The organism is Izhakiella australiensis (assembly GCF_002006995.1).
Classification (GTDB): Bacteria; Pseudomonadota; Gammaproteobacteria; order Enterobacterales; family Enterobacteriaceae; genus Izhakiella; species Izhakiella australiensis.
Genome location: NZ_MRUL01000027.1, coordinates 20,326 through 32,625, shown reverse-complemented (window position 1 = coordinate 32,625; position 12,300 = coordinate 20,326). Strand labels below are relative to the sequence as shown.

The following is a 12,300-nucleotide window of genomic DNA, read 5'->3' as shown; positions in this document are numbered from 1 at the left end:
TTCAATTATATCGAGTGTGATTACAATCGCTGGCGTCGCCACAGTGCCTGCGGTGGTATCAGCCCGGAACAGTTCGAAAACCAAATCCTCGCTTAGGGCGTGTCCACATTACGTGGGTAGGATCAAACAGCATCTTACCCGGGTGTCTGCTAAATTAACGCTTTGTTATCCTCTTGCCAGATTCATATTCATCCAGCACCTCAATAGCGTTCGTAATAAGTCATTCTTCTTATTTTTTTAATTAATTATTCTGTATAATATTAAATATTGTTTATTAAAATAATCTTATGGTTGTATGTCGATCTTTCCTTGTTTTTACTACTGTTAATTAGTGGATTCAATAATGACGGCCTTCACAGAAATAACAAACAATTTTTCTTAATGTAGATAATTACGTTCTCCGGTGGTAGATTCCATTCCATTCACTTAGGGTTGTTACTCAATACAGGCAAAACCTAAGCGGCCGAGTTACCTGAAAGGGTAATTCAGCCGCTTAGGTTTTTTTGTTTTAAAAAAGGAGGCGCTAAAATTATTACTTTGCATTAACACCAGGGTAATTATTTCGTAGAAATCAGCGGATGATAACGATGAAAATAAAAAATATAGGCCTTCCCTTGGCGCTACTGTCCGGATGTAGCTTCGCAGCTTGCGGGGCGGTGGCATTACCTTTCAATAGTGATGGATTACTGGAAGACAGCAAGCTGGACATTAGGTTAAAAAATGTCTGGATGCTGAACGGCACCGATGGCCTTTCGCAGATAGGGATGGGCGATCAGGCCGCGTGGGCTCAGGCGGTGCTGGTAGATTATGACAGCGGATGGTGGCGAGATACCCTCGGCTTCGGCGTTTCCTGGTATGACGTCGAAAAGCTTTATGCCAACAACAGTTTTGCCCCCAGAGACCTGGTCCGCGATAATAATGGCCATGCCGAGGGGTTTAATAAATTCGGCCAGTTCTACGCAAAGGCCCGCTGGGGAAATAAACAACGCTATGCCCACGTTAATCTGGGCTGGAAGCAGCTGTATAAGTTCGGAATTCTCAACGTGACGCGCAGTCGCGCGGCTCCCAGCAGTTGGGAGGGGGTCAGCCTGGTAAGTGGCTGGGATCAATTTGTTTTTCGTGCGGCTGTCGTTAATCGTTTCTCAGAGCGTGATGAGCCTGAAATGCGTCACTTTTATACGCTTTCATCACATAAAAAAATACCTTATATCGCCACGAGTGATATTAGCTGGCGTCCCTCAAAGGGTAATTCATTAACTTATGTTGTTGGTGAAAGTAAAGACTATATTATGCGCCACGGTGTTGAAGCGGAAGGTCGTTTAGCTGTAAGCACCGATTCCGATCTGCTATTTCGCGGCGTTTATTACTATAACAAAGGATTGGGCGAGTGGGAGGGAACCCGAGGCTTTTCGCACAGCGCACAGCATATTTATGGTTTAGTAGGATACCGTTATAAAAACGTCGAATCTGGTCTTGGCTGGTCGAAAACTAAAGCCGACCTTGATGATGGACTTGGACGATTTTACTGGCATTTAGGGCGAAATACCCGTGGTGCATTTAACAGTAAGGCCGATGGTCCGGGAAATGATTATATTAACAATGGCGAGCAGATGCTTTATTTGTATAGCCAGTATGCATTCAGCGAAGAATTTTCCGTGGGTACCTACGGCTATTATGGCTGGGATGTTAAATACCATGGGGTTTCATTAAAAGAGTGGGAATATGGCGGCTATTTTCGCTGGACGCCGAAACAAATTAAAGGCTTCTCTTTTGCCGCTGCATTTGGTCCTGCTTACAGCTGGAAGCTGGATAAGGGCAATCCCTGGTTGACGGGGGATAAAAATGGCTACCACCGCTCGCAGGGTATTGGTGGCGGCGTCACCGTAGAGTATCGATTTGGCATACTTTAATTATTTAAACCAGAGGGAAATATGAAAAAATTATTAATTACACTGGCTTTGGCCGGTTGCTTTAGTGCGGGCGTTAATGCGGCAGACCGGCCGATGCGTATTTTGCTGGTCAATGATGATGGCTGCAAATCACCAGGTACTGTCTCTTTGCAGGAAAAGCTGGCAGCCAAAGGTTACGATGTCTGGATGGTGGCGCCGGCCACGAATCAAAGCGGCATTGGCTCAGCAATTACCTTTAAGCCGAATAAAATTTTTGACGTGAAGCAGCTGGTAAAACAGCGTTTCTGTTTCCCCGGCACGCCGGCTGATTCGGTTGATTTCGCGCTGTTAGGGCTTTTGAAAGATAATCCGCCCGACCTGGTCATTTCCGGGGTTAATGATGGCCCCAATACCGGCGCGGCACAGATGAACTCCGGCACTCTGTCCGCCGCGGCGCGCGCGCTGCGTTACGGCTACCCGTCCATTGCCGCCAGCATTGGCTATATCATGACCACAGAAGAGATGAAGGCGGGCTGGCCAAGCACCAAAAAATACTGGCCTGAGTCAGTCAACTATGTGGTGACGCTGGTTGATAAACTGCATGGCAAATGGCAGCCGGGAACGCCGGTGCTACCGGGCGGCATCGGGCTGAGCATCAACTATCCGGCGCTGCCTGAATCTGCGATTAAAGGGATTAAGTACGTGGGTAACGAGCAGCATCCGACGCCACAGTTTTCTTATAAAATATTATCAGACGGGCGGGCTCAGCAAATTATGAGCGAGGCTTCGTCAAAGAAAACTGATAGCGATACCGATAGCGGCTGGCTGGATAAAGGCTATATCACATGGACGGTGTTCGACGGCTCCTGGAATGCGCCTGAGCATGAAGGCGCGCTGCGTAAATTACTGCCATAGCGATGCGCTGAATTTCAGCATGCTGTTACAAGCCATACCTTTAGTGTGGTTATAGAAGTGTGATAGTCTGGCGCAAATGGACTATATGCGTTCGCATACAAAACCTGATTCTTGCGGCGTTGCCGGGATTCAGGTTTTTTTGTTTCCGGGGAAAGGATGAAAATCAGCCAGGTTCTTAATAATAATGTCGTGATGGTGCGCGATGAACACCAGCACGAGCAGGTGGTTATGGGGCGCGGTCTGGCATTTCAGAAACGGCCAGGAGAGCGGCTGGACGAAACTAAAATTGAGAAGGTGTTTCACCTGCAAAGCAGTGCGTTAAGTCGCCGTCTGGGGGAGCTGCTCGGTCAGATCCCGCTGGAGGTGATGACCACTTGCGATCGCATTATTGAGCTGGCCCGCAGCAGGCTGGGCAATCTGCATGAGAGCCTGTATATCACCCTTACCGATCACTGCAACTTCGCCATTGAACGGCACAGCAAAGGCGTTGAAATTAAGAACGTCCTGCTGTGGGAGATAAAGCGTCTTTATCCGCGAGAGTATGCGATCGGGCTGCAGGCGCTGGAGATCATCGCACAGCGGCTTGGCGTGCAGTTAGCAGAGGATGAAGCCGGCTTTATTGCGCTGCATCTGGTTACCGGGCAGCTTAACAGCGAAATGCCGGAGGTTATGCACATTACCCGCGTCATGCAGGAGATCCTGCAGTTGGTTAAATATCAGCTGCAGCTGGAATACGATGAGGAATCGTTAAGCTATCAGCGCTTTGTTATCCATCTGAAGTTCTTTGCTCAGCGTATGCTGACCCGCACCGTGGTGGCCGACGATGATGTCACCTTACACAGCGCGGTTAAGCAATATTATCCCCGGGCCTGGCGCTGCGCCGAAAATATTGCCCGCCATCTCGAGCAGCGTTATCAGCGAAAGCTGACCAGCGAAGAAGTGATGTTTCTTGCCCTCCACATTGAACGCGTAAGAAAAGAGGGGCGCTAATCGCAGCGACGGCAAAGGGCGACAGGCTGGTTTCATCTGTGCCGCTCAGTCTTAACGGGCGCCCAGGTGGTTGAGCAGGCTCTGCATTGTTGACGACAGCTCGTCCCAGTGGCGGTAGCACAGGCATAGCTGACGCTGCGCCCACCGATCCTGTAGCGCTATCTGGCGGAAACCATATTTTCTGCCATAACGAATGGCGACGCTTTGCGGCACGATGCCGAGACCGACGCCGTGGGCCACCATATTGCAGAGGCCTTCGAAGGTTTTCATCCGTACGCGTAGCGCGAGCGGATGCCCGCAGCGCCGGGCGTGATGGTCAATATGTTGCTGCAGGGCGCTTTCCGCCGCCAGACCGACAAATCTTTCGCTAAGCACATCAGCCAGATGGAGCTTATGCCGGGCCGCCATAGAATGAGTACGGGCCGCAATCAGCACCAGATGATCCTGCGCCACCGGCTGTAATTGCAGTGCTTCGCTGTCCACCGCGTCAGACACGATCCCGGCCTGGGCCAGTCCGGCGGCAATCGTGCGTACAATCTCCTGACTGGTGCGCTCTTTAAGGTCGAGGTGCAGCTCTGGCCTGGCCGCCAGCCAGTCGGCGAGGCGCTGCGGGATGAATTCTGTCAGCGCGGCGGTATTGGCATACAGTGACAGGGTGCCGCGTGCGCCGCTGGCAAAGCCTTGCAGCTCCCCGGCCAGCACCGCTCGCTGTTGCAGGATCAGGCGGGCGTGGTGAGCGAGGGCTTCTCCCGCCTCCGTCGTGACCACGCCGCGTGCATGGCGGGTAAGCAGGCTGACGCCGACTTCCGCTTCAAGATTGCGCAGCCGTTCGCTGGCTGAGGCCAGCGCAAGGCCGGCAGCCGCCGCACCAGCGGTAATGCTGCCTGCATCGGTAACGCATAAAAATAAACGCAGGTCGGCGAGGTCAAAATGCATGGGATTAGCTCCATTAAGCCTTCGGCTTAGCCGAAGGCTTGAATGCTAAAACCACATTGTGCAGTCGTCGGCGGTGGGTTTCAATATGACGATGAATGATACGCAGATTCTTCTTCTCACGCTGAGCGTGACTTTTGTGCTGGCTGGGCTGGTTAAAGGTGTCACCGGCATGGGCCTGCCTACCGTCGCCATGGGCTTACTGGGCAGCGTTATGCCGCCTGCGGACGCGGCGGTGATGCTGATAATCCCTTCGCTGGTTACCAATATCTGGCAGTTATTCAGCGCCAGCGCCATCGGCCCGCTGTGGCGCCGCTTACGGACCATGATGCTGGGGATCGTGCTGGGTACGGTAAGCGGGGCAGCACTGCTCACTCGCGTTGATCCACGCTGGTCCGGCCTTGCGCTTGGAAGCGCGCTAATAGGCTATGGTAGCTATGCGTTACTTTCTCCGTCAGTGACGGTGAAATCCGCTGTTGAACCCTGGCTATCACCGGTTATCGGTTTAATTACCGGCGTGATAACCGGTGCTACCGGGGTTTTCGTGATACCGGCGGTGCCCTATTTGCAGGCGCTGAAGCTGGATAAGAATGCTTTAGTACAGGCCTTAGGTTTATCGTTTACCGTTTCGACCCTGTCGCTGGCCGGCGGCCTGTTTAGCCAGCGTGCTTTCGCGGGAGAACTGCTGGCATTGTCGGCTCTGGCGCTGGTTCCCGCGCTGGCTGGCATGGCATTAGGGCAGCGCATACGGGAGCGAATAAGCCCCCGGCGTTTTCGCCAGTGCTTCCTTTTATTTCTGCTGCTGCTGGGTCTGGAGCTGGTGCTGAAAGCCGTCTTCTGAAGTGCCAGCCATGGCTGCGATTATTCCTCATCGCCAGGTTTTCCGGGCTGGCCTTTGAGCGATTTCATTTCATACTGTCCGTTAGGGTCCATCGCTTCGACGGCTTTTTGCAGTTCAGCAAGGGCAAACTTGAGGGAGGCGACTTCCTCCCTCAGATCCTGCACTTCCTGCTCGTGCGTTATCGTCCGGCTGGCTTTAGGGAACGCACTAAAAACATCTTCCTCATGGAACATCCGAACCTGGCGATTATCAACCGTAACCAGCTGATATTTCAGCCGACCGCTGTTGATCGCATTGTAGATGGTTTTACGGCTGACCATCGCTAACTCAATGACATCGCTGATTCGCAGCATCTGTTTCCCTTGCTTTTCCGCCTCACTCATATCAGGGCTATTCTAACGTGTGACGATGGCATCCTTGAATACTTTTGCTATCTCCTCCGGCGCCAGTTTAGCAATATGGTGAACCCGATCCTGTTCTGACAGTAACGCAAACAGCGACTGAATAATGGCTACTTTTTCACAGTTCGGGTCGATGGCCATCATAATGACAATGTCAGGGACCACGACCTCGTCAGGTTCATCAGTGCGGTGAAACGCGACGCCGCACTGGTTGATAGCAATCGCGAAGCCGGTGCGGTGTACATGTTCAAATTCCGTATGCGGAATGGCAATGCTATGGGTTTCCATAAAAATACCGGTAGGGTAAACCCGTTCCCGACCCAGCACGCCGTCAGTAAAGGTGGGTTTTACCAGCCCGTCCGCCTGCAGGCTTGCCGCCAGCTGTTTTAGCATCCCGTCACGGCTGATGGACTGGTTGAACTTAAATACACGCTGTGCGCTGAACATGGTTATTCTCCTTCTGCCTGTGCGGCCTCAGCCTGCAGCGCGTTTTCCCTTTGTAGCTTACGGCGGTTCCATAGCAGCAGTCCCAGCGTACCCAGGCTCAGCATACCCACGCCGATTGCCTTAAAGTAGAAGCTCTGGATAATTACCCACGGCAGCATGGCGCCGGCGTAATCAACGCTGCTGATGCTGGTTGTACCTTGGGGAAGTGAGAATCCGGTGCTGACCGCGGTGCTGGTAACAATCGGCGCCAGGCTGGTGCCAATCAGCAGCGCCAGACTCAGCGTCAGCAGGCCGGTCAGCAGGGTGCGGAACATATCGCCACGGCAAACGGCAGTGACCAGCACAAAGGCGAAAGGTAAACCGGTGAGCGAGGCGAAGGGCAGGAATTGGTTACCGGGTACGATAGCGGCGAGAACCAGCATTATCGGGATCATCAGCATCGATACTGACAGCGTAACCGGGTGGCCGACGCTGACGGCTGAGTCGAGACCAATCGCTATTTTGCCGAAGGAACCGGCCCTTGACTGCGCAATTTCCTGGATGCGTTCACTAATCGGATAAACCCCCTCCATCAGCATTTTCGCCATGCGGGGAATAATGGTCATCACGGCGGCCATCGTAATCGCGGTTTGCAAAATCATCTTAACTTCGATGCCGGCAATGATCCCCAGCAGAGCACCAATAATTGCGCCGAGCGAGGCCGGATCGCCAAGAATAGACAGTCGCTTTTGAATGACCTCGGTATCAATTTTTATATCCCGCACCAGCGGAATGCGATCGACAATGGCATTAACCAGCCAGGCAGCCGGCACAAATGAAACCGAGAAACCGTGCGGCACGGATATTGACGGCAGATTCAGATATTTTTCCACGTCGCCGCTGGTCCGGTCGGCAATAATCATGGTGATTATGCAGTTCAGGGCGGCGGCAAAAATACCCAGCCACAGGTTGTCGGTAATAATTGCCACCAGCGAACCGGTAAAAGCGTGGTGCCAAAGATTCCAGATATCAACGTTAAGCACCCGGGTGGTTTTGGTGTACAGCATTAGCATATTAATCGCGACGCACACCGGAATAACCAGCGCGCCAACGCGGGTGCCCATCGCTACGGCCGCCGCAGCCGGCCAGCCGACATCCAGCACTGAAAAGTTAAGGCCAAAGCGATCGACGATGGCATGGCTGACCGGCGTCAATGAGTCAATCATCAGGTTAACGGTAATGCTCAGACCAATAAAACCAATACCGACCATCAATCCGGCTTTAATCGCTCTTGAAAGCGGGATGCGTAATATTAAGCCGAGGATGATAAATATCAGCGGCATCATTACCGACGCCCCCAGATTGACAATGTAATCGATAATAAACATTGCTTAGCTCCCGGCGAGAATTAACTCTTTGACGTTAGTAAAAACTTTATCTGCACCAATACCGGTCAGCAGCGGCAGCGCATTTACCACCGGCACGTTAAGTGAAACCGGGGAGGTGGAAACGATAAAATCAATATCATCGCGGGTTTTCACCTCCGCAACCGTGCCCTGGGAAATACGCACCTTGCTGAGTAGATCTTCTTTTTTCAGGAAGTCCTGCAGTTTATTTAACGCAACCGTGCTGGTTGCCACGCCAGCGCCGCAACAAATCATAATATGTTTCATTTGTGTACCCCTTGCTGTTTGTTGGGGAGATTAAAGCATGCAAATGAACGGGGAAGTGTGATCTGTGTGTAAAATTACACATTGAATACACAATTGGCGCAAGGCGCATCATATCTAAGACCGATTGAGCGATTACTTTATTTTTAAATCATGAGGTTATTTTTTTGTGCTGAGTTAAGGCGTGTGGCTAACTGTGTAATCTTCACATGGCGCAGCGCGACGGGCCGTGGTGTTTGCCGCGATAATGCGGGCAAAATTGTCCGGGCAGTCTGCAGGCTTCTGCTGGCAATGACCTTGCAGTCGTCGATATCGTCAGATGCGCTGAGGTTGGCTATTCACGGTCGCAGGCGCTATGATGAAATCAATATTGGCCTGACCGAATGCGGGGCTTTTGGTCAGGCCAGAGTCGTTATTCTAAGTGGATATGAAAAGCATGAGACTTTATCAGGAGATTGGTCAACAGCTGCGTGATGCCATTCACCGTGGGACATACCAGCCAGGCGATAAGTTACCTGCGGAGCGCGATATCGCCAGTCAGTTCAACGTCAGCCGTAGCGTCGTCAGAGAGGCGCTTATTCTGCTGGAAGTGGAGCGATGCATTGAAATTCGGAAAGGCTCCGGGGTGTATGTACTTGCCTCTGCGCCGCGCGAATCAGGTGAGTCTCCCTTATCTGATAGCGTTAGCTGCGGGGTATTTGAACTGCTGCAGGCAAGGCAACTGCTGGAAAGCGAGATCGCCTCCTTTGCCGCATTGCAGGCAACAAAAAGTGATATCACCGAGCTGCGCAATGCCATCGAACTGGAGCGGGAGCAGCTTTCCTCAGGCTATATCGCGGATGACACCGATGAGCATTTTCACTACCTCGTGGCATCGGCGACGCAAAACGCCGCGCTGGTGGCGATTGTTCAGGAGAGCTGGAAGCTGCGCAGCCGCTCGGGGATGTGGCAAAACCAGCATCAGGATACCAGTGATTTCAGCGCTCGCTGGCAATGGTTCGAGGATCGCTTGCGCATCTTGCAGGCGATTCAACGCCGGGATGCGAAGGGCGCGAAGAGGGCGATGTGGCAACACCTTGAAAACGTAAAAAATAAACTTTTTAAGCTGGCAGATACCGCAGCTGCGGATTTCGACGGCTATTTGTTTAACTCCTCTCCGCTCGACGCTGACGGCTGAGCCTCTTAGAACTTAATTGGTCAGGCCAAAATAGTGATTCATTATTATTGGCTGGACCAATTTTGTGCAACTCCTCACATAACCGCTTCAGATGACTTTACCCTGCAAGTAAAACGCCACTATGCTTATTTTTATTCCGATCCGGTAAGTAAGGAATTAATTACGCTATTTAACGCGCTCTTAACCGGCGTGAGCGTTCAGGCTACGCGCTAATTTAATTACTTTAATAACCCGCTACCCCATCTGCACAGCGGACGGTATCGCTGTCCCTTAAATATGAGAATACGCTATGGATGATTACAGACTGGCAAAGTTTAATCCGCTAAAAAAAATTATAACGTTTGATGAGTTTCATCGCGGCCATAATGGCTGGCTGGATTTAAGACCTAATTTTGTTAAATCTGATTTTGCGCCACATTCGCAGGAAATTGACCTGATCCATTGGGGGCCGACGATGCTCTCTTCCGCCACCTTTCCGATGATGGGCACCCATGGAGCGATGAGCGGTGGACACTGCCTTAAACTCGCCACCCGCGCTAACAGCGCGCCCATTGATCAGCCGCCGGCGGCGGGAAGCATGGGGCTGGCGATTAAACGCATGGCAGTGCCCGGTAGCCTGCATTTATTACAGCTTGAAGCCTGGTTCACCTATACGCCGGAGCCATCCGTTGCCGGTATCGGCGATCGGGACGTGCGGGCCTTTGGCTGCTTTATCGACCTGCAAAGTCAGGGAAATCGCTGGATGCCGGGCGTGCGCTACGTTAACAGCGCCGACGGAGAATCGATTAAGCGCTGGCAATATTTTCGCGTTAGCGACGGGGTCGATCACCGGCGCTGGAACTATGGCCATGACGGCTGGCATAAGGTTGGCGTTGACGGTCAGTGGTATGGACAACGCCAGGCGGATGGCGGAGGTGATGGTTTTCAGTGGATAGATGATGGACATCAGGAGCTGGTCGCTAACGAGGCCGATGACAAAATTAACTGGATGTATATGCGCCTGACGATTGACGTTTCACGCCGGGAATATGTGGCGTTGCAATGTATGGATAAGGTCATGGATCTGCGTGGCAAGCAGCCCACCATGGCACAGGAATATAAAGGCATTACCGGATTATTAAATCCCGTTTTCTTTATTGAAACCGGCGCTAACCGTCGGGTTTTTCTTTACCTCGATTCCGTGGTTATTTCTACCGATGGTTATATTAACCCTGAAGATAAAGGCATATAAAAATGAAAGAGTTTTATACTTCAGTTATTGAAATGCGTCAGCCCATTGACGGCATTTTTTCCAGTGAACCCTATGAATGCGGCTGGGCGGATGAAGCGCTATTTTTTCTGACGGTACATTCTGAGCAGGCTGATTTTACTCGCATATTGGTCAGGCCAAAAATATCACCCGACGGTATACACTGGCTGGATGCGCCGGGAGACGTTGTATCGGTACAGGGGCCGGGATTGACCGCCATCGCGCAGTCTCATTTTGGCGGCTGGCTGCGCCTTGAGCTGACGCTGGAAGGGGCGGCGCAAACCGCGATGATCACGCTACATCTGGCACTGAAGGGGTAGGCTATGTCTGATGCAAAACGTTCCGCCCTGGCCTCAACCGTGGGCACGGCCCTTGAATGGTATGATTTCGCCCTGTACGGCATGGCCAGCGCGCTCATTTTTCCCCAGGTATTTTTCCCGCAGATGAGCGGCGCATATGGCATTCTGGCTTCTTTCGCCACTTTTGGTGTTGGCTTCTTTGCCCGGCCCTTCGGCGGCCTGATCGTTGGCTCGCTTGGCGATAAGCTGGGGCGCCGTGGAATGCTGTTTTTCACCCTGATATTGATGGCGGCCTCTACCACGCTGATCGGTCTTATTCCGGCCTGGCATACCATCGGGCTGTGGGCGCCGATCCTGCTGGTAATCTGCCGTCTGGGCCAGGGATTCGCTGCCGGTGGTGAATATTCAGGAGCAGTACTCCTCTCGGCCGAGCATGCCGGGCATAAAAACCGTGGGCTGTTCGCGTCGATCCCTGGCGCCGGCAACGCGCTGGGCTCAATTATCGCCAGCCTGGCGATTATCGCCGTTCAACAATTGCCGAAAGAGGACATGATGAGCTGGGGATGGCGGGTTCCATTTATTGCCTCTTTTGCTATTGGCATCGTCGGTATCTGGATCCGTATTGGCGTCGCTGAAAGCCCTGAGTTTAACGCGGCTAAGGCCACGCGGTCGGAAAAACGCATGCCGCTAATGGAGGTTATTCAACGTAAACCGCGCAATTTTTTAGGCGCTTTTTTGCTAAGTATTGGCCCGAACGTCACCTCTTATCTACCTTCGGCTTTTGCCCTGACTTATCTGGTCGCGCAGGTCGGCGTTGATAAAAGCGTTGGCGTAATGGGGGTGATGATCTGTAACTTCATCAAGTTTGTCACTGTTCCCGGCGCCGGCGCGTTGAGCGATAGATATGGCGCCAGAAAGATCTTTATCGCTGGCGCCTGCGGACTGGCGCTGCTGATAGCGCCGTTCTTCATGCTATTAAATACCGGCGAGCAGGGGATGATCTGGCTGGGGATGTTTCTTATTTACTGCCTGTGTAATGACGCCATGCTGGGCGCACAGGCCGCCATGCTTTCGGAGGCGTTCCCCCCGCATATTCGCTATACCGGCATGGCCAGTAGCCGCGAGCTGGCCGGCGCCGTTGCCGGAGGCACTCTGCCGTTTATCGCCGTAGCACTACAAAGCAGCGCTGGCGGCGCCTGGTGGCCTATTGCGGGCTATGCCGTCGTACTGGCGCTGCTGGCAATGCTGGGCGCCTTGTTGTTAAGCGACGGACATCGTGGCCTGAAAGGGCACAGGCCCGACGAAAAAACCGCCGCAGAATACTGAAAGTTCTACACGGCTAAGCCGCCCCGGACCTTTGCACCCCGCCAGACAGCCGCCGATGATACGTTACCGGCGGCTTACTTTGCACCCCGGCAACCCGCCGCTGGTGATACGTTACCGGCGGCTTACTTTGGCAGACTGCATCCGATCGTCGTAGCAACATTCTGCGAGAATCCCGGCGTAACGC

General features: G+C 52.7%; 14 protein-coding genes. 9 read left to right on the top strand and 5 right to left on the bottom strand.

Annotation, left to right across the window (positions count from 1 at the left end):
- The 4 genes from BTJ39_RS22195 to licT form a co-directional block, all read left to right on the top strand.
- Window positions 1-96: IS3 family transposase (locus BTJ39_RS22195; RefSeq protein ID WP_139356339.1), on the top strand; the 96-nt coding region annotated here is incomplete at its 5' end.
- Between the two features lie 491 nt (window positions 97-587).
- Window positions 588-1,910, top strand: a complete 1,323-nt coding sequence (locus BTJ39_RS22190) for an OprD family outer membrane porin (protein ID WP_078004863.1) — start codon at window positions 588-590, stop codon at window positions 1,908-1,910.
- A 21-nt stretch (window positions 1,911-1,931) separates the two neighbouring features.
- On the top strand, window positions 1,932-2,804 hold the full coding sequence (gene surE, locus BTJ39_RS22185; RefSeq protein ID WP_078004862.1) for a 5'/3'-nucleotidase SurE: 873 nt from the start codon (window positions 1,932-1,934) through the stop codon (window positions 2,802-2,804).
- A 156-nt stretch (window positions 2,805-2,960) separates the two neighbouring features.
- Window positions 2,961-3,794, top strand: a complete 834-nt coding sequence (gene licT / locus BTJ39_RS22180; protein ID WP_078004861.1) for a BglG family transcription antiterminator LicT — start codon at window positions 2,961-2,963, stop codon at window positions 3,792-3,794.
- A 51-nt stretch (window positions 3,795-3,845) separates the two neighbouring features.
- On the opposite strand, the gene BTJ39_RS22175 is transcribed toward licT, so the two are convergent.
- Window positions 3,846-4,730 (bottom strand): LysR family transcriptional regulator, encoded by an 885-nt coding sequence (locus tag BTJ39_RS22175; protein ID WP_078004860.1) that lies wholly within the window; start codon window positions 4,728-4,730, stop codon window positions 3,846-3,848.
- Window positions 4,731-4,821: 91 nt separating this feature from the next.
- Here BTJ39_RS22175 and BTJ39_RS22170 point away from each other — a divergent pair, with 91 nt between their 5' ends.
- Window positions 4,822-5,568 carry a sulfite exporter TauE/SafE family protein gene (locus tag BTJ39_RS22170; RefSeq protein WP_078004865.1) on the top strand — a complete coding sequence of 249 codons (747 nt, stop codon included), beginning with the start codon at window positions 4,822-4,824 and terminating at the stop codon, window positions 5,566-5,568.
- 20 nt (window positions 5,569-5,588) lie between these two features.
- Here the strand turns inward: BTJ39_RS22170 and BTJ39_RS22165 are convergent, their stop codons facing one another.
- The 4 genes from BTJ39_RS22165 to BTJ39_RS22150 are packed head-to-tail and all read right to left on the bottom strand — an operon-like array spanning window position 5,589 to window position 8,068.
- Window positions 5,589-5,921, bottom strand: coding sequence for a MerR family transcriptional regulator (locus BTJ39_RS22165; protein ID WP_078004864.1), 333 nt, complete (start codon window positions 5,919-5,921; stop codon window positions 5,589-5,591).
- A 42-nt stretch (window positions 5,922-5,963) separates the two neighbouring features.
- Window positions 5,964-6,416: a PTS sugar transporter subunit IIA gene (locus BTJ39_RS22160; RefSeq protein WP_078004859.1), complete on the bottom strand. Its 453-nt coding sequence runs from the start codon at window positions 6,414-6,416 to the stop codon at window positions 5,964-5,966.
- A gap of 2 nt (window positions 6,417-6,418) precedes the next feature.
- Window positions 6,419-7,783: a PTS galactitol transporter subunit IIC gene (locus BTJ39_RS22155; protein ID WP_078004858.1), complete on the bottom strand. Its 1,365-nt coding sequence runs from the start codon at window positions 7,781-7,783 to the stop codon at window positions 6,419-6,421.
- Between the two features lie 3 nt (window positions 7,784-7,786).
- Window positions 7,787-8,068, bottom strand: coding sequence for a PTS sugar transporter subunit IIB (locus BTJ39_RS22150; protein WP_078004857.1), 282 nt, complete (start codon window positions 8,066-8,068; stop codon window positions 7,787-7,789).
- A gap of 433 nt (window positions 8,069-8,501) precedes the next feature.
- On the opposite strand from BTJ39_RS22150, the gene BTJ39_RS22145 reads away from it, so the two are divergent.
- From BTJ39_RS22145 to BTJ39_RS22125, 4 genes are all read left to right on the top strand, one after another.
- Window positions 8,502-9,242: a GntR family transcriptional regulator gene (locus BTJ39_RS22145; protein WP_078004856.1), complete on the top strand. Its 741-nt coding sequence runs from the start codon at window positions 8,502-8,504 to the stop codon at window positions 9,240-9,242.
- Between the two features lie 289 nt (window positions 9,243-9,531).
- Complete coding sequence (locus BTJ39_RS22135) at window positions 9,532-10,473, top strand: DUF6772 family protein (RefSeq protein ID WP_078004854.1); 942 nt, start codon at window positions 9,532-9,534, stop codon at window positions 10,471-10,473.
- Window positions 10,474-10,475: 2 nt separating this feature from the next.
- Complete coding sequence (locus BTJ39_RS22130; protein ID WP_078004853.1) at window positions 10,476-10,811, top strand: hypothetical protein; 336 nt, start codon at window positions 10,476-10,478, stop codon at window positions 10,809-10,811.
- 3 nt (window positions 10,812-10,814) lie between these two features.
- The gene (locus tag BTJ39_RS22125) at window positions 10,815-12,116 is read left to right on the top strand and encodes an MFS transporter (protein ID WP_078004852.1); all 1,302 of its coding nucleotides are present in this window, start codon (window positions 10,815-10,817) and stop codon (window positions 12,114-12,116) included.
- Window positions 12,117-12,300 lie beyond the last annotated feature (184 nt).